19 protein-coding genes are annotated in these 23,811 nt (G+C 44.9%); 17 read left to right on the top strand and 2 right to left on the bottom strand.

Annotation, left to right across the window (positions count from 1 at the left end):
- Nucleotides 1-28: 28 nt before the first annotated feature.
- From ACHZES_RS12095 to ACHZES_RS12085, 3 genes are read left to right on the top strand one after another with little or no spacing between them, the layout of a single operon-like run.
- Nucleotides 29-1,303 (top strand): PTS sugar transporter subunit IIC, encoded by a 1,275-nt coding sequence (locus tag ACHZES_RS12095; RefSeq protein WP_038278153.1) that lies wholly within the window; start codon nucleotides 29-31, stop codon nucleotides 1,301-1,303.
- Between the two features lie 17 nt (nucleotides 1,304-1,320).
- Nucleotides 1,321-2,640, top strand: coding sequence for a 6-phospho-beta-glucosidase (locus tag ACHZES_RS12090; protein ID WP_395548983.1), 1,320 nt, complete (start codon nucleotides 1,321-1,323; stop codon nucleotides 2,638-2,640).
- Between the two features lie 42 nt (nucleotides 2,641-2,682).
- Nucleotides 2,683-3,519 carry a chitosanase gene (locus ACHZES_RS12085; protein ID WP_395548982.1) on the top strand — a complete coding sequence of 279 codons (837 nt, stop codon included), beginning with the start codon at nucleotides 2,683-2,685 and terminating at the stop codon, nucleotides 3,517-3,519.
- 141 nt (nucleotides 3,520-3,660) lie between these two features.
- On the opposite strand, the gene ACHZES_RS12080 is transcribed toward ACHZES_RS12085, so the two are convergent.
- Complete coding sequence (locus tag ACHZES_RS12080) at nucleotides 3,661-4,941, bottom strand: serine dehydratase subunit alpha family protein (RefSeq protein WP_395548981.1); 1,281 nt, start codon at nucleotides 4,939-4,941, stop codon at nucleotides 3,661-3,663.
- Between the two features lie 171 nt (nucleotides 4,942-5,112).
- On the opposite strand from ACHZES_RS12080, the gene ACHZES_RS12075 reads away from it, so the two are divergent.
- The 4 genes from ACHZES_RS12075 (at nucleotide 5,113) to clpB (ending at nucleotide 11,190) form a co-directional block, all read left to right on the top strand.
- Nucleotides 5,113-6,036: a LysR family transcriptional regulator gene (locus ACHZES_RS12075; protein ID WP_395548980.1), complete on the top strand. Its 924-nt coding sequence runs from the start codon at nucleotides 5,113-5,115 to the stop codon at nucleotides 6,034-6,036.
- A 71-nt stretch (nucleotides 6,037-6,107) separates the two neighbouring features.
- Nucleotides 6,108-7,088 (top strand): Gfo/Idh/MocA family protein, encoded by a 981-nt coding sequence (locus ACHZES_RS12070; RefSeq protein ID WP_395548979.1) that lies wholly within the window; start codon nucleotides 6,108-6,110, stop codon nucleotides 7,086-7,088.
- A gap of 14 nt (nucleotides 7,089-7,102) precedes the next feature.
- Complete coding sequence (locus ACHZES_RS12065) at nucleotides 7,103-8,425, top strand: MATE family efflux transporter (protein ID WP_038278179.1); 1,323 nt, start codon at nucleotides 7,103-7,105, stop codon at nucleotides 8,423-8,425.
- A gap of 176 nt (nucleotides 8,426-8,601) precedes the next feature.
- Nucleotides 8,602-11,190 carry an ATP-dependent chaperone ClpB gene (clpB, locus tag ACHZES_RS12060; RefSeq protein WP_395548978.1) on the top strand — a complete coding sequence of 863 codons (2,589 nt, stop codon included), beginning with the start codon at nucleotides 8,602-8,604 and terminating at the stop codon, nucleotides 11,188-11,190.
- A gap of 76 nt (nucleotides 11,191-11,266) precedes the next feature.
- Here clpB and ACHZES_RS12055 read toward each other — a convergent pair whose 3' ends face one another.
- The gene (locus ACHZES_RS12055; protein ID WP_038278184.1) at nucleotides 11,267-12,271 is read right to left on the bottom strand and encodes an asparaginase; all 1,005 of its coding nucleotides are present in this window, start codon (nucleotides 12,269-12,271) and stop codon (nucleotides 11,267-11,269) included.
- Between the two features lie 195 nt (nucleotides 12,272-12,466).
- Here ACHZES_RS12055 and ACHZES_RS12050 point away from each other — a divergent pair, with 195 nt between their 5' ends.
- The 10 genes from ACHZES_RS12050 (at nucleotide 12,467) to ACHZES_RS12005 (ending at nucleotide 23,811) form a co-directional block, all read left to right on the top strand.
- Entirely contained in the window at nucleotides 12,467-12,646 is a 180-nt protein-coding gene (locus tag ACHZES_RS12050; RefSeq protein WP_038278186.1) for a DUF4250 domain-containing protein, read from the top strand.
- A 120-nt stretch (nucleotides 12,647-12,766) separates the two neighbouring features.
- On the top strand, nucleotides 12,767-14,278 hold the full coding sequence (gene cls, locus ACHZES_RS12045; RefSeq protein ID WP_395548977.1) for a cardiolipin synthase: 1,512 nt from the start codon (nucleotides 12,767-12,769) through the stop codon (nucleotides 14,276-14,278).
- A 44-nt stretch (nucleotides 14,279-14,322) separates the two neighbouring features.
- Entirely contained in the window at nucleotides 14,323-14,793 is a 471-nt protein-coding gene (locus ACHZES_RS12040; RefSeq protein WP_395548976.1) for a putative ABC transporter permease, read from the top strand.
- 54 nt (nucleotides 14,794-14,847) lie between these two features.
- Nucleotides 14,848-15,609 (top strand): 1-acyl-sn-glycerol-3-phosphate acyltransferase, encoded by a 762-nt coding sequence (locus ACHZES_RS12035; RefSeq protein WP_038278195.1) that lies wholly within the window; start codon nucleotides 14,848-14,850, stop codon nucleotides 15,607-15,609.
- Between the two features lie 36 nt (nucleotides 15,610-15,645).
- Nucleotides 15,646-16,782, top strand: coding sequence for a prephenate dehydratase (pheA, locus tag ACHZES_RS12030; RefSeq protein WP_154524823.1), 1,137 nt, complete (start codon nucleotides 15,646-15,648; stop codon nucleotides 16,780-16,782).
- Nucleotides 16,783-16,794: 12 nt separating this feature from the next.
- Complete coding sequence (locus ACHZES_RS12025) at nucleotides 16,795-18,105, top strand: ATP-binding protein (protein WP_038278200.1); 1,311 nt, start codon at nucleotides 16,795-16,797, stop codon at nucleotides 18,103-18,105.
- 11 nt (nucleotides 18,106-18,116) lie between these two features.
- Complete coding sequence (locus ACHZES_RS12020; protein WP_395548975.1) at nucleotides 18,117-19,685, top strand: HD domain-containing protein; 1,569 nt, start codon at nucleotides 18,117-18,119, stop codon at nucleotides 19,683-19,685.
- Nucleotides 19,685-21,826 (top strand): RNA degradosome polyphosphate kinase, encoded by a 2,142-nt coding sequence (locus ACHZES_RS12015; protein ID WP_038278205.1) that lies wholly within the window; start codon nucleotides 19,685-19,687, stop codon nucleotides 21,824-21,826. Before ACHZES_RS12020 ends, ACHZES_RS12015 begins: the two co-directional genes overlap by 1 nt.
- A gap of 151 nt (nucleotides 21,827-21,977) precedes the next feature.
- Nucleotides 21,978-22,685, top strand: coding sequence for a response regulator transcription factor (locus ACHZES_RS12010; RefSeq protein ID WP_038278208.1), 708 nt, complete (start codon nucleotides 21,978-21,980; stop codon nucleotides 22,683-22,685).
- Complete coding sequence (locus ACHZES_RS12005; RefSeq protein WP_038278210.1) at nucleotides 22,675-23,811, top strand: cell wall metabolism sensor histidine kinase WalK; 1,137 nt, start codon at nucleotides 22,675-22,677, stop codon at nucleotides 23,809-23,811. Before ACHZES_RS12010 ends, ACHZES_RS12005 begins: the two co-directional genes overlap by 11 nt.

The following is a 23,811-nucleotide window of genomic DNA, read 5'->3' as shown; positions in this document are numbered from 1 at the left end:
GTGAGCACAAATTAAGGGGGAAATAAAGATGGATAAATTGATGAATTGGTTGCAAGACACGATTATACCGCCATTGTCAAGATTGGGGAATCAAAGACATTTGGTAGCGGTGCGTAATGGTTTAACCTTAACGTTACCGGCAATCATAAGCGGAAGTATTTTTCTTATCATAGGAAATATTCCAATTGAAAGCTGGACAAATTTTTTAGCACCTTATGAAGATATGATTAATGCTGCTGTCGGTGTTTCATTTGGTATTATTTCACTTTTAGCAGCCATTGGAATCGGTTATGAACTAAGTAAAAGTTATGACCTTGATGCTATTTCCGGTGCGGGCTTGTCAGTAATGGCTTTTATTACCACTCAGCTTTCTGACGGCTTTACCATTGATCCTGCGGGCTTTGATTCCACGGGACTATTTACAGCAATTATTGCAGGTATTGTTACTACCGAAATTTATCATTTCTGTATTAAAAAGAATTGGGTATTTAAGCTGCCTGACGGTGTACCGCCGGCAGTAAGTAATTCCTTTGTATCTTTGATTCCAGCAATGCTGATTTTAGTGCTGTTCTGGACAATTCGTGTTCCGCTGCATTTTAATATTACTGAATTTATTCAAAGTATCTTTTCTCCGTTGCTTCATGCATTAAATAGTTTACCTGGTATTTTACTTTATACATTTTTGGTAAGTTTATTGTGGTGTGCAGGAATCCATGGGGATATGACATTAGAAGGTGTTGCAGATCCAATATTTTTAGCATTTGTTGCAGCAAATGCTTCTGCATATGCAAAAGGAGAAGCACTTCCTTATATCACCGCTTCCGGTTTTTCCAGCCTGTTTGTTAATGTAGGCGGAACAGGAGCTACATTAACTTTAGTTCTTCTGATGATTTTCTCAAAATCAAAAACTTATAAGGAATTGGGAAAGGTGGCTCTTCCAGGTTCGATTTTTGAAATAAATGAGCCGGTAATTTTCGGTTTTCCAATTATCATGAATCCATTGATGATGATTCCTTTCATCTTGATTCCGTTAGTATTAGCTGCCAGCAGTTATTTTCTTATGTCCATTGGATTAGTTGGCAGGCCAATGATGATGGTTCCCTGGACCATGCCTCCAATTATCGGACCTTTAATGGCTACTGGTTGGGATATAAGAGCCGCGATCTGGTCTGCGGTTGAAATTGTCATTGCGATTGTCATCTATATGCCATTTTTCAAAATTGCTGAAAAACAAATGTTGGAGAATGAAAATCAAGCAGTTGAAACAACAGATATTGAAGTTGATGAAGCGGCAAAAAATTGATCATGGAGGAATTTACTATGTCAAAAAAAATCAAAGTTGTAACAATTGGCGGAGGATCCAGCTATACACCAGAATTGGTTGAGGGATTTATTAAAAGATATGATGAATTTCCAATCAGTGAATTATGGCTGGTGGATATCGAAGAAGGCAGGCACAAGTTAGAGATTGTCGGAGAGATGGCTAAGCGTATGGTAGAAGCAGCAGGAATTAACTGTAAGGTTTATTTAACGCTGAACCGTCGGGAGGCTTTAAAAGATGCTGATTTCGTTACTACTCAGCTGCGGGTTGGATTATTGGAAGCACGGATTCTTGATGAACGTATTCCGTTAAGCCATGGATTAATCGGTCAGGAAACCAATGGTGCCGGGGGTATCTTTAAGGCTTTACGAACCATTCCGGTCATATTAGATATTGTGGAGGAAATGAAAGAATTATGTCCTGAGGCTTGGTTAATTAACTTTACGAATCCTTCCGGTATGGTTACGGAAGCTGTTTTAAGATATGGCAATTGGAATAAGGTTGTAGGTTTATGCAATATTCCAATTAATGCGGTTTATGAAGAAGCTGCGATACTTAATGAAAAGCCATCTGACTTATTCTTCCAGTTTGCAGGCATTAATCATCTGCATTGGCACACTGTGGTCGATAAAAATGGAGTAAACAGAACGGATGAGCTGATTAAAAAAGTGTATGAAGATGGAGAAGCAAATTCAATTGTTGCAAATATTAAGGATAATCGTTTGATCTTTGAGCAAGTTGAAAATCTTCATATGGTTCCATGCCCATATCATAATTATTATTACTATACCGATAAAATGTTGGCTGAGGAATTAGAAGACTTTAAAAACCATGGAACCCGTGCCGAAAAGGTTAAAAAAATTGAAGCGGAATTATATGAGTTATACAAGGATCCTGATTTGAATTATAAACCGAAACAGTTAGAAGAACGCGGCGGAGCCAGATATAGTGATGCGGCTTGTGAAACAATTACTTCAATCTACAATGATAAAAGAACAACCATGACCGTCAGTACCCGTAATAACGGTACGATAAAAGATCTGCCTGACGATTGCGCGGTTGAAGTTACTTGCACTTTAACAGGTAAAGGACCGATTCCTTATAATTTTGGCAGCTTTAAACCTCAGGAAAGAGGATTGCTGCAATTAATGAAAGCTATGGAGGAATTAACCATTGAAGCTGCCGTCACAGGGGATCGGGGCACTTTATTACAGGCCTTTATGATGAATCCTCTGATTACCAGCGGAGACGTAGCGAAACAGGTCATGGAAGAATTACTGGAAGCACATAAAAAACATCTTCCCAATTTCTTTCAATAGGCCGTCAGTAAACGATTATTTGATGAAAGGAGATATATTTTCTTGAATAAAAAAGCAAACAAAATCATGGTTATTGTATCCCTTATTGGGTTATTGCTTTTGACAGGCTGTACTACGAACCAAACCGGTGGTCAATTAAAGAAAGGGAACGAAAGTGATAGCTCTTTGAAAGACTCAGAAAAGAAAGAAATAGCTATGGAGTTAGTTTCCAGTGCAGAAAATTCATCTTTGGATTGGAAGGCTCAATACAGTTATATTGAAGATATTGAGGATGGGAGAGGTTATACAGCCGGAATAATCGGGTTTTGTTCTGGAACAGGAGATATGCTGCAATTAGTAAAAGGCTATACAGATTCAAAGCCAGAAAATCTGCTGGCTAAATACATAGGAGCTCTTGAAAAGGTGAATGGTACGGATTCCCATGAAGGATTGGGGGAGGCTTTTGAAAATGATTGGAAGGCTGCCAGCGAAGATGCAGAATTTCAGGAAGCACAGAACAAAATCAGAGATGATATGTATTTTAATCCGGCAGTTGACCAGGCGGTAAAAGATGGATTATCTGCTTTGGGTCAATTCATTTACTATGATGCAATCGTAATGCATGGCCCTGGTGACGGATCTGTTCCATATGAAGAGAGTTTTCCAGGTATAAGGGAAGCTACAATAAATAAAGCGAAGTCTCCAGCAGATGGAGGAAAAGAAGTGGATTATCTAACGGCTTTCCTTGATGAAAGGGATAAGGTAATGAAGCTTGAAAGTGCTCACGAAGATTTAAGCAGAACAATTGCCCAGAGGAAATTCTTAAAGGAAGAGAATTATTCCTTGCAAAAGCCTCTTCAGTGGGAAATGTATGGAGATCCCTTTAAGATTGATCAATGATATAGCTTAAACGAAATACCCTCCGCAGCAACGGTTTTTCTTTTACCGATGAAGCGGAGGGTATTTCATTGTATCCCAGGGAAGATGCTCCAAAAACAGCAATGACTGAAAGGGGCAAGAATATCCCAATAGCAACCGTAATCAGCCAGGCTGATTTATCATAATCCGGATAATTTCCTCATTGGTTTGCTTCATACCTTCTCTCCCCAGTCTCCCAACATTTCTAAGGGTAGCCTCCACGCCTTTGGTGACGATCCCGTCACCATCAAAGAACTGCTGTCCCTGCATGTACATATTGTAACCCAAAATTCCGGCTTCAATGGAAGAGGCGATCTTTGCTGCGCAGGAGGATTTAGCCCCGTCGCATACAATACCGGAAACAATGGCCAGCGCGTTGACTATGGTATGGATGACTTCCTCATAGCCCCCTCCGCAGAGATAGGCAATTCCGGCTCCGGCCCCGGCCCCTGCATTGACAGCACCGCAATAGGCGGATAATCTGCCGATGGGGGTTTTCTGGTGAATGGCGGCCAGATTGGATAAAGCTAAGGCCCGGTACAATTTCTCTTCGCTGACCTTTAAGGCCCTTGCATATACGATGACAGGAACGGACACAGTGATTCCCTGATTCCCACTTCCGGAATTGATTACGACCGGCAGTCCGCAGCCGTTCATGCGGGCATCTGAACCTGCAGCAGCCATGGCCTTTGCCCTGACGGATAAGTCATCTCCGGAATTTTTAAGAAGCACCTTGCCGATATTGGCTCCATAGCTTTCCTTAAGTCCCTCTTCGGCAATGGCCCAGTTGTAGCGGATCTGGCGGTCCAGGATCTCCCGGATGTCAGAGATGTCCACGGAATTGATGAAGTCCCAGATATCTTCCATATTGAGCAAACTCCGGTCGGTCATTGTATCCTCTTCCAAAGCCGCTTCTTTTTGCATCAGCTTGGTTCCATCCGTTTCAATGAGGACGATGTTGGTGTGGTAACCTGCAATGCGTACCCTGCTATAGGACGATCCCTTATACAGGGTAACAAGGATATCAAAATTAATCCCCTGATCCAGGTGTTCTACCATGATCTCTCGTTCCTTCATAAATTCTCTCATCTGCAGCATCTGCTCCGGGGAGACCTCTGCAATGACCTCCAGCTCTCTTTCCGGATTCCCCGCCACAATCCCTGCCGCCACTGCCGCCGGAATACCCTTTAAATGGCCTGTGTTGGGAACAATCACGGATTTTACATTCTTAATAATGCTTCCGCTGGCTGCCACCGCCACTTTATCAGGCATTTGCCCCAGTGCTTTCCTGGCTACTGCGGCGGCATACGCCAGGGCGATCGGTTCGGTACAACCCATGGCGGGAAGCAGTTCTTCCTTTAATATCTGCACATAGGCGCGGTATTTATTACATTCCCTTTCCATTGAACATTAATTCCTTTCTGAACGTATCATTAATTTTCCGTAAACAACCTGACAACAATCATTGATTTCTAATTAGTTATAATGTACCATAGAAAGATGTGGAAGTAAAATTTAATGTTTTTAAGATAACGTTTAATATTTTTAAATCAAGTATAGAAAGGAGTTTGCGGGATGGAGCTTCGGGAAATAAAGACGTTTTTAGAGGTAGCAAACCAGAGAAGCTTTTGCCGGGCAGCTGAAAAGCTGGGCTATTCTCAGGCGGCCGTTACCGTACAGATCAAACAGCTGGAAAGAGAATTAAATGTTCATTTGTTTGACCGGATCGGGAAACAGACGACTCTGACTCATGAAGGAGAAACCTTTTATGAATATGCGGCTGATGTAGTAAAGAGCCTGACTCATGTGAAAAATATTTTATCCGAATCCTCGGAGCTTACGGGAAGGCTGGTAATCGGGACCATAGAGTCCATTTGTTCCACCTTGTTTCCACCTCTCATACAGGAGTTCCACCGCCTTTATCCCCAGGTCAACGTCAGCATTGTGGTGGATTCTCCCGATGCACTTCTTACCATGATGAACCACAATACCATTGATCTAGTGTATTTCCTTGATAAACGCATGTATGATTCAAAATGGGTAAAGGTAATGGAACAGCCTGAAAACATTATTTTTGCCGCTTCCAAAACCCACCCATTTGGAATGGAAACAGATCTTACCATTGATCAGGTCATTTCACAGCCAATGATCCTAACGGAAAAGGATGCCAGTTACCGGCTTATGCTGGAACAGTACCTCGCTGCTTATGGAAAAAAGGTCCATCCCTTTCTGGAGATCGGCAATACAGAATTTATCATCAAGCTTCTTCGCAGCAACGCAGGGATCTCCTTTCTTCCGGAGTTCACCATTTGTAAGGATATTGAGGAAGGGACCTTAATGCCCCTTAACATGAAAGATTTTCACTTACAGTCTTGGAGACAAATGGTTTATCACAGGGATAAATGGATCAGCAGAGAGATGAAGGCATTTCTTGAACTTGTCCAAAGGAAGGAGCAGGAATGCGGAGGGGCTGCCTCTCCTGACATTCCAAAAGAATAATTGTACAGACTCTCCTGATGTGCTATACTGAACAGGAAAATATTTGAAATAAATGAGCGGAGGTTTATGACATGGAAGCGTTAAAAATCGGAATCATGGGGACAGGTAGGATCGCATCAGTGCTGGCAAATACAATGCTTCAGATGCCGCAGGTAGTTCTGATGGGAGCAGCCTCCAGAAGCCTGGAAAAAGCAGAAGAATTTGCAGCGCGTTTTTCCATTGAAAGGGCTTACGGTTCTTATGAGGAACTTGCGAAAGACCGGGATATTCAGTTGATCTACATTGCTACACCTCATTCCGAACATTGCAGCAATGCGAAGCTATGCCTGGAAAATGGAAAGCATGTTCTCTGCGAAAAAGCCTTTGCAGCCAATTATGCTCAGGCCAAGGAGATGACCGATCTGGCCGAAGAAAAAAATCTTATGATAACGGAAGCCATGTGGGTCCGCTACATGCCTATGGCAAAGACCCTGAAAGAAGTTTTAAACTCAGGCATTATCGGAGAGCCTATGACCCTTACCGCAAATCTCTGTTATCTGGTTTCTGATAAGCCGCGCCTTGTGAAACCGGAGCTTGCAGGGGGAGCCCTTCTTGATGTAGGAGTGTACACACTTAATTTCGCTTCCATTGTTTTTGGTGATGAGATTACTGACATCCAGTCCAGTGTGATAAAAACGGACAGCGGAGTGGACGCTCAGAACAGCATAACCCTATGCTATCCTGGAGGAAAGATGGCAATCCTAAACAGTTCCTTACAGGTGCTTTCTGACCGTATGGGAATCATATACGGAACCAAGGGATACCTTGTAGTTGAAAATGTCAATAATTTTGAATCCATCCATGTTTATAACACCGATAGGGAGCTGATTGAAACTCACATCAGGCCGGAACAGATATCAGGATATGAATACCAGATCGAAGCCAGTGGGGAAGCCATCAGAAATGGCTGGACAGAATGCCCCCAGATGCCCCATAAGGCAACTCTGGACGTAATGAAGGTCATGGACGAGCTAAGAAGACAGTGGGGAATCCGCTATCCGTTTGAGGCATAATAAGAGGAAGGCTAATGTTTACTAGAAAAGATTTGATGAAGCTGCTGGCCCCGTTGATCGTGGAACAGATATTGATCGTTCTGGTAGGAATGGTGAATGTCGTAATGGCGGCGGCAGTGGGAGAGGCATCTGTTTCCGGAGTTTCTCTGGTGGAATCCATTAACATTTTGATCATACAGATGCTGTCGGCACTAGCTACCGGAGGGGCTGTCATATCGTCCCAGTATCTTGGGAAAAAGCAGTCAGAGAATGCCTGCAAGGCAGCAGGGCAGCTCATTGGAGTTACGACTGTACTGTCAGTGCTTGTTACCCTAATTGCGCTGGCAGGCAGGGGAAGCCTGCTAAAGGCTATTTTCGGCAGTGTGGATGAGTCAGTCATGAATGCCGCCGTGGTTTATTTCTGGATTACAGCCCTGTCCTATCCCTTTGTGGCAGTCTATAATTCCTGTGCGGCCTTATTCCGCTCCATGGGAAATTCTAAGGCTTCCATGGCGGTTTCCCTTGTAGTAAATACCGTGAATGTGGGAGGGAATGCCGTCTGTGTATACGGCCTTCATATGGGAGTGACCGGCCTGGCATGGCCCACCCTCTTTTGCCGGATTGCCGCTGCGGTGGTGATGCTCTTTATGATTCAGAGCCCCGATAATGTTTTGAGGATCAACCGTTTGGATGATCTTAAGCCAAATATTCCGATGATTAAGAAGATACTTTCCATCGGCATCCCAAACGGCTTAGAAAACGGTATGTTTCAGTTCGGAAAGCTTGCGCTGCAAAGCCTGGTCTCTTCCCTTGGAACGGCGGCGATAGCCAGCTACGCAGTGGCCTCTAACCTGGTGACCCTGCTATATCTGCCAGGCAATGCCATAGGCCTGGGATTGATTACCATTGTTGGGCAATGTGTGGGTGCGGGAGAGAAAAAGGAGGCAAAGCGGTATACCAGACTTTTGGTTGGCACTAATTACGGAATCCTTCTGTTGTTGTGCACGGTCATGATCGTATTTTCAGACCAGCTTGCCTCTGTTTACAACCTTTCGGGGGAGGCGGCAAAAATATCATCCCGGATGGTGGTGCTCCACAGCTATGCGATGATTGTATGGCCTTTAGCATTTACCATTCCTTATGCCCTTAGAGCTTCCATGGATGCCAAATTTACTATGGTGGTGTCCATATTCTCTATGTGGCTGTTCCGGATCGCATTTGCATATTTCTTTGTCCGTGTGATGAATACAGGTGTCATGGGTGTATGGTATGGAATGTTTATCGACTGGATTTTCCGTGCTGTTTTATTTGGCTGGAGATTCCGGGGAATAGAAAAAAGAGCAGTGTCTGTTTCTTAAACAGCACTGCTCTTTTCTTGGTTTACAGCCATAAGACCGAGTAGACCGTTGGAATTCGGGTTAAAATAATACCAAAAATCAGGAAAAATATCTTGACACATAAAACACTATTTGTTATATTACATATAGAACAAATAAGGCAATACTTTTACATATCTGAAAAAGGAGGAGCGATTATGAATATTAATAAATTTACGCAAAAATCTGTGGAAGCCGTCCAGAATTGCGAAAAGCTTGCATATGAATATGGAAATCAGCAGATAGAACAGGAACACATGCTGTACAGCCTTCTTACCATTGAAGACAGCTTGATTTTAAAACTCATTACCAAGATGAATATACAAAAAGAGCAATTCTTAAATGAAACGGCTCAGGCAATTGAAAAACTTCCCAAAGTCAGGGGAGGACAGATTTACATCAGCAATGATTTAAATAAGGTCTTAATAAACGCCGAGGATGAGGCAAAGGCCATGGGAGATGAATACGTTTCCGTAGAGCATTTGTTTTTAGCTATGTTAAAGCAGCCCTCCAAGGCGGTAAAGGAATTGTTTCGGAGCTATGGCATAACCAAGGAAAACTTCTTACAGGCACTTTCCACGGTTAGAGGAAATCAGCGTGTCGTAAATGACAACCCTGAGGCAACCTATGATACCCTTACCAAATACGGCTATGATATGGTGGAGCGTGCCAGGGACCAGAAGCTGGATCCGGTAATCGGACGGGACAGTGAGATTCGGAATGTGGTGCGGATCCTTTCCAGAAAGACAAAGAATAACCCGGTTTTGATCGGCGAGCCTGGAGTCGGTAAGACTGCTGTAGTAGAAGGCCTGGCTCAAAGGATTGTCCGGGGCGATATACCGGAGGGATTAAAAGATAAAAAACTGTTTGCCCTTGACATGGGAGCATTGTTGGCAGGTGCCAAGTACCGTGGTGAATTTGAGGAACGTTTGAAGGCCGTTCTTGATGAAGTGAAGAAAAGCGACGGTCAGATCATTCTGTTCATTGACGAGCTTCATACCATTGTAGGGGCTGGTAAGACAGAAGGTTCCATGGACGCCGGCAATATGCTAAAACCGATGCTTGCCAGAGGCGAGCTTCACTGCATCGGCGCAACCACTCTTGATGAATACCGCCAGTATATTGAAAAGGATCAGGCTTTGGAACGGAGGTTCCAGCCGGTCATGGTCGACGAACCTACGGTGGAAGATACCATTTCCATATTAAGAGGACTGAAAGAGCGGTATGAGGTCTACCATGGAGTTAAGATCACAGACTCTGCCCTGGTATCGGCGGCCACATTGTCTGACCGCTATATCAGCGAGCGTTTTCTGCCGGATAAGGCCATTGACTTAGTGGATGAAGCCTGTGCCATGATAAAGACGGAACTGGACTCCATGCCGGCTGAGCTTGATGAGCTTTCCAGGCGTATTATGCAGATGGAAATTGAAGAGGCTGCTTTAAAGAAGGAAACCGACCGTTTAAGTCAGGACCGGCTTGCAGAACTTCAGAAGGAACTGGCAGAACTTCATGATGAGTTTGCTTCCCAGAAAGCACAGTGGGAAAATGAAAAGGCATCCGTAGAACGGCTATCCGCCCTGCGGGAAGAAATTGAAAATTTAAACCGGGAGATCCAGACAGCGCAGCAAAAGTATGATTTAAACCGTGCGGCAGAGCTGCAATACGGAAAACTTCCCCAGCTTCAGAAAGAACTGGCGGAAGAGGAAGAACGGGTAAGGAATCAGGATTTGAGCCTGGTTCATGAAAGCGTAACAGAAGAAGAGATTTCCAGAATCGTGTCCAAGTGGACAGGAATCCCGGTGGCCAGGCTGACGGAAGGGGAAAGGAATAAAACCCTCCACCTTGATAAGGAACTTCATAAGAGGGTCATCGGTCAGGATGAAGCAGTCATAAAGGTGACCGAGGCCATCATCCGTTCCAAGGCGGGGATCAAGGATCCTACCAAACCAATCGGCTCCTTCCTGTTTTTAGGTCCTACGGGTGTGGGAAAGACCGAGCTTGCCAAGGCTTTGGCGGAAGACCTGTTTGACGATGAAAATAACATTGTCAGAATCGACATGAGCGAATACATGGAGAAGCATTCCGTATCCAGACTGATCGGAGCACCTCCAGGATATGTAGGCTACGATGAGGGCGGCCAGCTAACAGAGGCTGTTAGGAGAAAGCCGTATTCCGTAGTGCTCTTTGATGAGGTGGAAAAGGCTCATCCTGATGTATTTAACGTGCTGCTTCAGGTCCTTGATGATGGGCGGATCACAGATTCTTCCGGAAAAACCGTTGACTTTAAAAACACTATCATTATAATGACCTCCAACATCGGCTCCCAGTATCTGTTAACAGGTATTGATGAAGCCGGAAGAATCCGGGAAGATGCGGAAGCAATGGTGATGAATGATTTAAGGAACCATTTCCGTCCGGAATTCTTAAACCGTCTTGATGAAATAATCCTGTTCAAACCTCTTGAAAAAGAAAACATTGCAGGAATTGTTGATCTGCTTCTTGCGGACTTAAACAAACGGATTGAAGATCGGGAATTAAGAATTGAACTGACTGACCAGGCAAAAGAATTTGTGGTGGAACAGGGCTATGATCCGGTTTACGGAGCCCGTCCGCTAAAACGGTACTTACAAAAACATGTGGAAACTTTAGCGGCCAGGATCATCCTTGGGGATGAGATTCGGGCAGGAAATGTAATCGTGATCGACGTGTCGGAAGACGGTCAGAAGCTGATCGCTTATCTGGAATAAGGGAAAAACCTTACGAATATTTTAAAGGGCGCTGGAAAAGGAGTGATTGCTCATCTCTTTTCCGGCGCCCGTGTTTTTATGCCTGCCAAAGAATATCTCTGTTAATGGTACGGTAAAATAATTCCCGTATCTCTTTTTCGTCATTGGTCTGTCCCAGAATCCACATAAGCTTAGTCACTGTGGCTTCCAGGGTCATATCATAGGCTTCTAGAAGTCCCAGCTCTTTTTTTATAGAATGTCCTACTTCGTACACGGACATATCGCTGCCCTCATTGGTCACCTGGGTGGCCATGACCACGGTTTTTCCCAGAGTGATCCATTTTTTAACGGCCTTATAAAAATCACCTGTATCATAGGAGGGAAGGCCGCCGACACCAAAGGATTCTATGATTACCGCATCATAATGCTCTGCCATAAAATCCAGAACGTCTGACCCCATGGAAGGAATCAGTTTCATTAATGCCACATGGGGATTCAGCTTTTGGAAAAACTGTACCTGCCTGGGAGCGGAAGCCTTATCATCTACGTAAAACAGCACATGTCCATCCTGGATCGCAGCAATATATGGAAAATTGATGCTGGAGAAAGCATTGTAGCTTTTGGTGCGCTCCTTTTTCCCCCTTGTACCTGCAATCACCTTGCCGTCAAAAGCAATGGTAACTCCATGGGCCTTATTCTCGCTGGCAAATCGGAGACTGTCTGATAAATTCGTACGGGCATCGGTATTCTCCATATCAATAGGCCTTTGTGCACCGGTGATGACAATGGGCTTTTCCGAATCCTGTACCAGGTAGGAAAGGGCTGAGGCTGTATAAGCCATAGTATCGGTACCGTGGCAGATGACAAACCCATCGTAATCCTCATAATGGGTTTCAATAGCCTTTGCCATGGTGAGCCAATGGCTGGGCTGCATATTGGTGCTGTCTATGTTGAGTATCTGCAGGCTGTCTGCCTGGCAGAATTCAGATGCTTCCGGAACATAGGAAAGGATTTCGTCTGTGGTGAGTAGAGGCTTTAGACCTTTGTCGCTTCGCTTACAGGCGATGGTACCCCCTGTTCCCAGCATTAGTATCTTTTTCATATACCGTATACCTCCTAAAGGATTTCCAATCTGATTGTAGCACTGATTTCCTTGTTCGTACAGGGGTACTTTTAGGTCCGGTGCAATGGAAAACAAATTTTGTCGTGAAAATTCCGCAACTCCTATTCGGAAAGATTCACAACTGGGAAAAATTATGATAGAATAAATATGTTAATAGAATAGGAGAAGGAAAAAATGTTTAATATACCTAAAGATCCAGTGATGCTGCTAAGCTATGTCAATACTCAGTTAAGAGATTATTACCCTTCTCTGGAGGAATGCTGCCATAGTCTTGGGATCCAGGAAGAGGACCTGACCCTTTCTCTGGCCGCGATTGATTATCATTACAACAGGGAGAGAAATCAGTTTGTATAAAAGGGTCATCGCGTCAGCGGTGGCCCTTTTCTGCAATTAAATATCCCGCAGAAAGCTATGGGGTATGCCCCATTGCTCACAGAAAGCGGATCGTGACCGCTTAGACAGGAGGGATTTATTATGGAAACGGTTTTTTTACAGACAGTTGAAATTTGGAACTGGCTGATTGATCATCTGATTTATATCAACCTGATTCTGTCAATTATCATTGTATTTTTCCAGCGTCGTGATCCCAAAGCAGTCTGGACCTGGCTCTTAGCCCTGTATTTTGTTCCCGTATTCGGCATTCTTGTTTATCTGCTTCTGGGCCAGGATATGCGCAAAGGCAAACTGTTCCGGATTAAGGAAGTGGAAGACCGGGTGCGTTATTCCGCAAAAAACCAGGAAGAATTTTTAAAAAGCCATGATATCAGCCTGGTATCTTCTTTGTCCCGTGACTATGAGGATCTGGTTCTGTATAATCTGGAGACTTCCGGATCTGTGCTGACCGTTGACAACACGGTTGAGATTTTTACGGACGGTGAGGAGAAATTTAAAGACTTAAGAATGGAGCTTTCCAATGCGGCCCATTTTATTCATTTACAGTATTACATTATAAAAGACGATGAAGTGTTTGATTCCATAATCCCCATTCTTATCGAGCGGGCCAAAGCAGGCGTTGAAGTGCGCATTCTCTGCGACGGTATGGGAGGGCGTTTCATGCCTAAGGACAAATGGAACCTGCTAAAGGAAAACGGAGTAAAGGTAGGTATCTTTTTCCCGCCTATCCTTGGCAGGCTCCAGCTTCGGGTTAACTACAGAAACCATAGAAAGATCGTGATCATTGACAATAGGGTTGGATATGTGGGAGGCTTTAACATCGGCAGGGAATATATCTCCAAGGATACCAGGTTTGGATATTGGAGAGACACCCACTTAAAGCTGCAGGGAGGGTCTGTGCTAAGCCTTCAGATCCGTTTCGCCCTGGACTGGAATTATGCAGCAGGAGAAAACCTGTTTCGTAATATGAAATATTTTTGTGAAGATGAAGACGGAAGCTGCCTGGATTTCCTTGGGGTGGTTGACATAACTGATGAGAATAAGCACCTAGGAATCCAGATTATTGCTAGCGGCCCGGATGCAAGGAGCCGCCAGATCCGGGATAATTATATCCGGCTCTTTTCAAAGGCCAGGGATCATATTTATATCCAGACACCCTATTTTGTTCCTGATGATGCCGTGCTTACCGCTTTGTCAGTAGCTGCCCGTTCCGGCGTTGACGTAAGGCTTATGATTCCCTGTAAGCCGGATCACCCCTTTGTTTACTGGGCTTCCTATTCCTATGTGGGGGACTTAATATCTGCCGGGGCCAGATGCTATACCTATGAAAACGGATTTCTCCATTCCAAGGGGGTCATGACCGACGGAAAGGTCAGCTCTTATGGTACCGCCAATATGGATATCCGAAGCTTCGAGTTAAATTTTGAGGTTAATGCGGTAATCTATGACGAGGAGACGACCCGCAGGCTGGAATCGCTGTTCCTGGAGGATCTAAAGGTGTGCAAAGAGATCACAAGAGAGGTGTATGAGGAGAGAAGTCTTTTCATCCGGATCAAGGAACAAGGGAGCAGATTGTTGTCTCCTCTTTTATAGAATTCTTTTACAGGAGAACATAATATCCCCATTACCGGCGCATAATGAAGGGTATGAAAACACTATCACAATTAAACTTAAAACAGCTGCCACTTAATTTCTGCAAATGCGGGGTGACAGGCTGGTGCCTGGAGGTTATCTTTACCTCCACGGAATCCATTTTGCGCCAAGACTGGCGGCTTATGGGGCAGACGTCCCTATTAATGTTTCCTATTTATGGCTGCGGAGCGCTTTTAGGTCCCATTGGAGATCTTATTGACCGTTGGGTGACTCCCGGCTCAGGATTTGCGGCAAAGAAAGCGGATCTTGCTATCCGCCATGGATTTCTTTACATGGTTCTCATTTTCGTGGCGGAATATTTTGCCGGCTTCCTTTTACGGGGAAGAGGAATGTGCCCGTGGGATTACACAGGGCGAAACACCAACATTGACGGACTGATCCGTCTGGACTTTGCTCCTCTGTGGTTTGCCACAGGACTGTTGTTTGAACAAATTACAAAAAAGAAAGGCGGGTAGTATTGTAATTAAAGTCACCATTTTATATAATAGATGAAATGGAGGGCTAGACCAATGATACGTTTTATTCTTGTAGCAGCAACAGTCATCATGTTTTTGATTTTAAGCATTCCGGTCATTATTTTTGAGTGGCTGACCGGTAAAAAGGACCGCCGCCAGCGTGATGTCCAGAGTCTGGCGGTGGTTCAATGGATTTTTAAGATTCTTCTTAAAATGGCCGGCGTGAGCATCACGGTTAAGGGAAGGGATAATATTCCTGAAGACCGGGCTGTCTTGTATGTAGGAAATCACAGAAGCTATTTTGATATTCTTGTAGGCTATGTGACAGTTCCGGGCCTTATGGGATTTGTGGCTAAAAAGGAGATGGAGAAGATCCCTCTGCTTTCCACCTGGATGAAGTATGTAAATTGCCTGTTTCTTGACAGAAAGAATTTAAAAGAAGGTTTAAAGACCATTCTCACAGGAATCGATCAGGTAAAACAAGGCGTTTCCGTCTGGATCTTTCCGGAAGGTACCAGAAACCGGGAGGAGAGTCCCTTAGACCTGATGCCTTTTAAAGAAGGAAGTCTTAAAATTGCAGAAAAAAGCGGCTGCCCGGTAATACCGGTGGCAATTACCGGAACTGCGGAGGTGTTTGAACGGCAATTTCCCCGCATGCTTCCCTCCCAGGTAACGATTGAATTTGGCAAGCCCTTTTATACCAAGGAGTTGGAGCCGGAGTTTCGGAAATTCCCCGGCGCTTATGTAGAGAATCAGATAAAGGCCATGCTGGAAGCAGAGTTAATAAGCCAGGGAAAGATTTCTGACAGGGCTTAAGCACACATCAGATAAGATAAAGGAATGATAAGACCCATGAAGACATTGGATTTACAGGAAATCAGAAAACAGCTTGACGGGATTGACCGTGAGATTGTATCGTTATTTGAAAAGCGGATGGCGCTTAGCGGCCAGGTGGCCGAATATAAGATTGAAACAGGTAAGCCGGTTTATGACAGGGAAAGAGAGCAGCAGAAGATCGAGTCCGTGACCGGTATGGTGGAAGATGAATTCCAGAAACAGGCGGTAAGAGAGCTGTTCACCCAGATGATGACGATTAGCCGCCATTTTCAGTACAAGCTTATGGCGGAACACGGATTAAAGGCGGAAAATGATTTCCGGCCGGTAAAAAACCTTCCAGCCAATCAGGTACGTGTGGTATATCAGGGAGTGGAAGGTGCTTACACCCACGAGGCAGCACTAAAATATTTTGGGGCCGATGTGGATATATACCACGTGGACTCCTGGGAAGATGCCATGAAAGAGGTAGAGGCAGGAACGGCAGATTATGCGGTTCTACCCATTGAGAATTCCTCGGCAGGGGCGGTTACCCATAATTATGACTTACTTATCAAATATAATAATTACATTGTGGCGGAAACCTTCCTTCCCGTAGACCATGCGCTGCTTGGGCTTTCGGAGGCAGAGGAGGGGGACATCAAAACAGTATTTTCCCATCCCCAGGCCCTTATGCAATGTTCCGAATTTCTAAATGCTAACAGGAACTGGAAACAGATCAGCGTGGAGAATACTGCCGTAGCCGCCAAAAAGGTCTTTGAGGATGGCGATCCGTCCCAGGCGGCGGTAGCCAGTGAGATTGCAGGGAATATTTATGGGCTGAAGGTCCTAAAGTCTTCCATCAATCACAATAAAAACAACACTACCCGGTTCATCATCCTGTCAAGGGAGCCCATATACCGGGAAGATGCGGGAAAAATAAGCATAAGCTTTGAACTGCCCCATAAGAGCGGTTCTCTTTATAATATGCTGAGCAATTTTATCTATAACGGGGTTAACATGATGATGATCGAGTCCAGGCCTATTCTCGGAAGGAACTGGGAATATCGGTTTTTCATAGATATTGAGGGGAATTTAAGCGATGCCTCCATTCAGAATGCTTTAAAAGGAATTTCTGAAGAGGGAAGTAATATGAGGGTATTGGGAAATTATTAAAGGAGGCAAATTATGAAATCCCAGGAATTGATTTTGTACCGCAATTTGAATCATCGTGAACTTTTTGACAAGATCGCCGGGCTGTTGAGCCCGGAACAGTGGTCTAAAACAGAAACAATGCCGGATTCCTATGCCTGTGCCGGTCAGCTCACTGAGCTGGCGGCTTCCTATGGCTTTGAGGGGAATCTCTGGCATTGTTTTTTAGCATTCAGCCTGGCAAACAATGAAAACGCCTATAGTACCTCCTGTGAGATCGTAGGCCCTGTAAAAGGGACTTTGAACGAGCTGGCTGCCCATGATTTCCGGATCATAAAAGAATTGTTTGATCATGACATCCGAAAGCTGGACCGTATAAATCCCGGAGAGGGGATATGGACCGCCCTTTCCGATTACCAGACGGCAGACGGCAGCAGCAAGATCTATAATAAGAGGATCAGGGATCAGATCGTTGCCCTGGCCGTTGCCTTAGAACAAGCGGAGGATGAGACTGTTTTTGCTTCTGAGATAACAGAATTTTACCGCAGGTTTGGGGTAGGGAAGTTCGGTCTTAATAAAGCCTTCCGCATCGAGGAAGCAATTGGCGAACCTCAGATCCTGCCGATCACCAGCATTGAACATGTCCATTTAGACGATATCATCGGTTACCAGCTCCAAAAGCAGAAGCTGATCGAAAATACGGAGGCTTTCTTAAACGGGCGGGCTGCCAATAACGTTTTACTGTTCGGTGACAGCGGGACCGGAAAATCCTCCAGCATTAAGGCTGTGCTTAATGAATATTATGACAGGGGGCTTCGGATCATCGAGGTCTATAAGCATCAATTCAAATCCCTATCAAAGGTTCAGGAGCAGGTGAAGGATCGGAATTACAAATTTATTATTTATATGGATGACTTATCCTTTGAGGATTCGGAATTGGAGTATAAGTATTTAAAGGCGATCATTGAAGGCGGCCTTGGGAAAAAGCCGGGTAATGTGCTGATCTATGCCACCTCCAACCGCAGGCATCTCATACGGGAAAAATTCAGTGATAAAAGGGAACTGGATGATGACTTACATAATAATGACACCGTCCAGGAAAAGCTTTCCCTGGTGGCTCGCTTTGGGGTGACCATCTACTTTGGCTCGCCGGACAGAAGGGAGTTCCAGGAGATTGTGGGGGCTCTGGCCGCCCGCAGCGACATAAATATGCCTCTGGAAGAATTGTATGCAAAAGCAAATATATGGGAGCTGAACCACGGAGGCTTATCAGGCAGAACGGCAAGCCAGTTTATCACACACCTTTTGGGTACAACTGATGAAAAGCCCCTGACCAATGGGCAGTAAGGAGGAAAGGTATGGCAATAAAATTATTTGCCGCCATAGATGTGGGATCATTTGAACTGGAGCTTGGTATCTATGAAATCTCTGCTAAGACTGGAATCCAGAAGGTGGACCATGTCCGTCATGTCATTGCCCTTGGAAGGGATACCTATAATGATGGAAAGATCAGTTATGAGCTGGTGGAGGAGATGTGTCAGGTCATTAAGGATTTTGCAGACATCATGCAGTCCTATAAGGTGATCGGCTACCGGGCCTATGCCACCAGCGCCCTGCGGGAAGCAAAAAATAGCCGGATCGTTCTGGATCAGATCCGAGTGAGGACCGGAATTGAAGTGCGGGTCATCAGCAACTCGGAGCAGCGGTTTATCAGTTATAAGGCCATCGCTTCAAAGGATGCGGAATTCCATAAGATCATACAAAAAGGTACAGCCATTGTGGATGTGGGCTTTGGAAGCATGCAGGTTTCCCTCTTTGACAGGGATGCCTTAGTTTCTACTAATAATCTGATGTTAGGCGTCTTAAGAATCCGGGAAATGATGGGGACCGTACAAGCCGACAACCAGATGCAGAATACCCTGATCGAGGAAATGGTGGATAATGAATTATATACATTCCGCAAGGTTTACTTAAAGGACAGGGAAATCAAAAATCTGATTGGGATAGGAGAAAGCATCCTTTACCTGTCCCGAAGCAGCCGCGGCGGAAAACCTGTGGAGCGGGTCACTGCAGAGGAATTTGCATATTTCTATGAAAAGATTGTGGGTATGTCCTTGGACCAGATCCAGGAACGGTTTGGAGTTAATGCGGAATATGCATCTCTCCTTGTTCCGGCGGCCATTATCTTTAAACGTGTTCTGGAGATGACTAAAGCAGAGCTTTTTTGGATTCCGGGAATCCGCCTGTGCGACAGCATTGCCGCTGAATATGCAGAAGAAACGAAAGCGGTGAAATTCAACCATGATTTTTCTGAGGACATTCTTGCGGCCTCCCGCAATATGGCAAAGCGTTATAAATGCCATGGTCCTCATACCGTGAATATAGAAAAGTACGTAGTGGATATCTTTGACAGCATGAAGAAATATCACGGAATGGGAAAGAGGGAAAGGCTGCTTTTGCAGATTGCTGCCATCCTTCATGACTGCGGCAAATTTATCAGTATGAGAAACCCCAGTGAATCTGCCTACCATATCATCATGTCAACGGAGATCATCGGTCTGTCCCATATGGAGCGGGAGATCATCGCCAATGCGGTCCGCTACAATGGGGTGGAATTTGATTATAACCGGATTCATCTCAGCGAAGAGGTGTTCCGGAATACAGGAGGAGGTTTTCCTCATAAGGACAGCATCATACTTGTGGGAAAGCTGACAGCCATTTTAAGGCTCGCCAATTCCTTAGACCGCAGCCACAAGCAGAAGCTGCCGGACTGCCATATGAGCGTGAAGAACGGGCAGCTGGTGGTGACCGTCTCTTATGAAGGCGATATCACCCTGGAATCGGTGGCATTTCGTCAGAATGCAGATTTTTTTGAAGAAATATTTGGAATAAGGCCGATATTAAAACAGAAGAGGAGGTTATCCTGATGACAGGCACCAATGAAATTTTCAATAATCCTGAAAGTTATGTAAATCGTGAGCTGAGCTGGATCGAATTTAACTACCGCGTACTCAGTGAAGCGAGAGATAAAAGCCTCCCTCTTTTTGAACGGCTGAAGTTTTTAAGCATTACAGCCTCAAACCTGGATGAATTCTATATGGTCCGAGTGGCTTCCCTAAAGGATATGGTCCATGCCAAATATACGAAGCCGGATATTGCAGGTCTAAAACCGCCGGAACAGCTTGAAGAGATCAGCGAGCGGACCCATGAGCTGGTAGCTTTGCAGTACTCTACCTATAACCGTTCCCTTCTTCCTACATTAAAACAGAACGGGCTTCGGGTAGTCCAGGTCCATGAAGATTTAAGCGAAGAGGAGGGAAGCTATGCGGACAGCTATTTTGAGAGGAATGTATATCCGGTGCTGACTCCCATGGCTGTGGACTCCTCCAGGCCATTTCCCCTGGTCCGCAACAAGTCCCTAAACATTGCTGCTCTCCTTCAGAAAAAAAGCGGGGAAGAGGAACTGGAATTTGCCATGGTCCAGGTGCCAAGCGTCCTTCCAAGGATCGTGGAACTCCCTGCCGGGAAAAAGGAAGAACGAGTGGTCATTTTGCTGGAACAGATCATTGAACGGAACATTGGCAGCCTGTTTTTAAATTACAATGTTATTAGCGCCCATCCCTTCCGTATCATGAGAAATGCGGACCTTACTATTGACGAGGAAGAAGCGGAGGACCTTCTGGAGGAAATCCAGAAGCAGCTTAAGAAGCGGCAGTGGGGCGAAGCCATCCGTCTGGAAGTGGAAGAGAAGATGGATAAACGCCTGTTAAAAATACTAAAACGGGAGCTAAGCATCAGTTCCGTCGATATTTTTGAGATCGCAGGCCCTCTGGATCTGACCTTTCTCATGAAGATGTACGGAATGAAGGGCTTTGACCATTTAAAGGCCATTCCTTATATTCCGCAGCAGGTTCCAAGGCTTATGAATGAGGAAGACATATTTACTAACATCCGGGAAGGCGACATTTTGCTTCATCATCCCTACGAGACCTTTGACCCTGTGGTAAATTTCGTAAAAACCGCTGCCACTGACCGGTCGGTCCTGGCAATCAAACAGACTCTTTACAGGGTAAGCGGAAATTCCCCCATCATTGCTGCTTTGGCAGAGGCCGCCGATAATGGGAAACAAGTATCGGTGCTGGTGGAGTTAAAGGCCCGCTTTGATGAGGAAAATAATATCAACTGGGCAAAAAAACTGGAGAAAGCCGGCTGCCACGTCATCTATGGGCTGGTAGGTTTAAAGACCCACAGCAAGATCACTCTGGTGGTACGCAGAGAAGAGGATGGCATCCGCCGTTATGTTCATTTGGGTACTGGAAACTACAACGATTCCACAGCTAAGCTTTATACGGATCTCGGACTTATGACCTGCAACCCTCAGATTGGAGAAGATGCCACCGCCGTATTCAACATGCTGTCAGGCTATTCTGAGCCGCTTCACTGGAATAAGCTGGTGATAGCTCCCATCTGGCTGCGGGCCCGATTCTTAAGGCTGATCCGCAGGGAGACGAAAAATGCGGAAAACGGGAAAACGGCTCATATTATGGCTAAGATGAACTCCCTTTGTGATAAGGAGATCATAGCTGCCCTTTACGAGGCTTCCTGTGCAGGAGTGAAGACCCAGCTGATTGTCCGGGGGATATGCAGTTTAAAAGCAGGAGTTCCGGGCTTAAGTGAAAATATTACGGTTCATTCCATTGTTGGAAATTTCCTGGAGCATGCCCGTATTTTTTATTTTGAAAATGACAACAGTCCGGAGATTTATATGGGAAGTGCCGACTGGATGCCCAGAAACTTAGACCGAAGGGTGGAGATAATGTTCCCTGTAGAAGATGAAATGCTGCAGGAGCAGATCCTCCATGTTCTTAAGGTGCAGTTTCAGGATAATGTAAAGGCCCATATCTTAAAAGCCGACGGAACTTATGAGAAACCTGATAAAAGGGGCAAGGTCCTGGTTAACAGCCAGGAGCTGTTCTGTGAAGAGGCGATCCAGAATGTTAAGGCAGAGCTTGGCAAGTCGGATCCAGTAGGCAGCCGAGTGTTTATTCCTACGGAAAGTCAGGGGTAAGCTTAAGGAAAGACACCCCATAATTACCGAATTATAGCTTTATTGTAAGAAAATAGTAAGGCAAAGATACCTTTCTTGTGGTAAAATGGATGCAGGATTTTTCTCAGAAAAAGGGAAAAACCGCTTACATAACGACAAGGGAGGTATATTCATGTCCGAGACAATAAGCATTTTGGTTGTGGATGATGAGAAAGAGATTGCAGATCTGGTAGAGATTTATCTGGTCAGTGATGGATATAAAGTATTTAAGGCGAATAATGCGGAAGAAGGATTGGAATTTCTGGAAAAGAATCAGATCCATCTGGTACTTTTAGACATCATGATGCCCGGTATGGATGGCCTGCAAATGTGCAAGAAAATACGGGAGACCAATAACATTCCTATCATTATGCTCAGCGCCAAGTCCACGGATCTGGACAAAATACTGGGACTTGGTACCGGGGCGGATGACTACGTGACAAAACCCTTTAATCCCCTGGAGCTGACGGCACGGGTAAAATCCCAGCTTCGCCGCTATACACAGTTAAACCCAAACAGCGCGGTAAATGAAGCTGCTAAGAATGAAATCGCAATAAGAGGACTGACCATTAACAAGGATAACCATAAGGTAACTGTTTATGGGGAAGAGATTAAGCTCACTCCCATTGAGTTTGACATTCTATACTTACTGGCCTCCAACCCCGGAAGAGTATTCAGCACCGATGAGATTTTTGAAAAGGTGTGGAATGAAAAGGTTTATGAGGCTAACAACACAGTAATGGTACATATCAGACGGCTGCGGGGAAAAATGAAAGAAGATACCAGACAGAACAAGATCATCACCACCGTTTGGGGGGTAGGATACAAAATTGAAAAATGATATCAATCGCCGTTTTCATACCCGGGTCATCGCCAATATTTTTTACAGTGCAGTGGTTACGGTCCTGATCGAAATATTTCTGGTAACCAACGTATCTTTGGTTGCCTCCTACATGAGAAGCACACAAAAGGATAATGTATTTGTGGAGATGCTTACTTCCTTTGATGTGGTGGTGATCCTGATCTATGTGGTTTTCGGGATCGGAATATTCACGGTCACCTTTCTCCTCCTCCAGGAAAAGTCCATGCGTTACATCAGCCGGATTTCTGATGCCATGCAGAGCATATCCCAGGGAGATTTAAATATTACGGTTGACATTGAGGGAGATGATGAATTCTCCGTTATGGCTGCCAGTTTAAATAAGATGGTGGAAGATTTAAGAGGCCTCATGGATAAGGAACGGGAGGCAGAGCGTACGAAGAACGAGCTTATTACCAATATTGCTCATGACTTAAGGACTCCCTTAACCTCCATCATCGGGTATCTGGAACTTTTGTCCGGAGAAACAAAGCTTGATCCGGAAGTCCAGAAAAAGTACATAGGGATCGCATACGTAAAGACAAAGCGGCTGGAAAAGCTGATTGAGGACTTATTCGGATTTACAAAGCTGAACTATGGAAAGATCTCCATGCACGTAGCCAAGGTGGACGTGGTGAAGCTCTTAAGTCAGCTTCTGGAAGAATTTTATCCCAGTTTTGTGGATAAAAACCTTTCCTACGAGCTTCAAAGCAATGTTCCCGCCCAGATGATCTCGGCGGATGGCAACCTTCTGGCCCGTCTGTTTGACAATCTGATTAACAATGCCATCAAATACGGAGCGGATGGAAAGCGCATCCTGGTAAAGGTCCATGGAAGCGAAGAACTGGTTACCATTCAGGTGATCAATTATGGTTACGTGATCCCAGAGGAAGAGCTGCCGCTCATCTTCAATAAATTTTACCGCGTGGAACAGTCCCGCTCTACCAATACGGGAGGAACAGGACTGGGGCTTGCTATCGCAAAGAATATTGTGGATATGCACGGCGGAATCATTCATGTGACCAGTGATTTATCCGGAACGGTATTTACGGTTAAGCTGCAGGTGGATTTTGATATTAATAAAGAGAACTTTGGAAAGATAGGGTGA

The sequence above is a fragment of the Lacrimispora sanguinis genome (genome assembly GCF_044987295.1).
In the GTDB taxonomy this organism is placed as follows: domain Bacteria; phylum Bacillota; class Clostridia; order Lachnospirales; family Lachnospiraceae; genus Lacrimispora; species Lacrimispora celerecrescens_B.
Note: the sequence above shows the minus strand (reverse complement) of the source record. Positions and strands in the feature narration are given on the sequence as shown.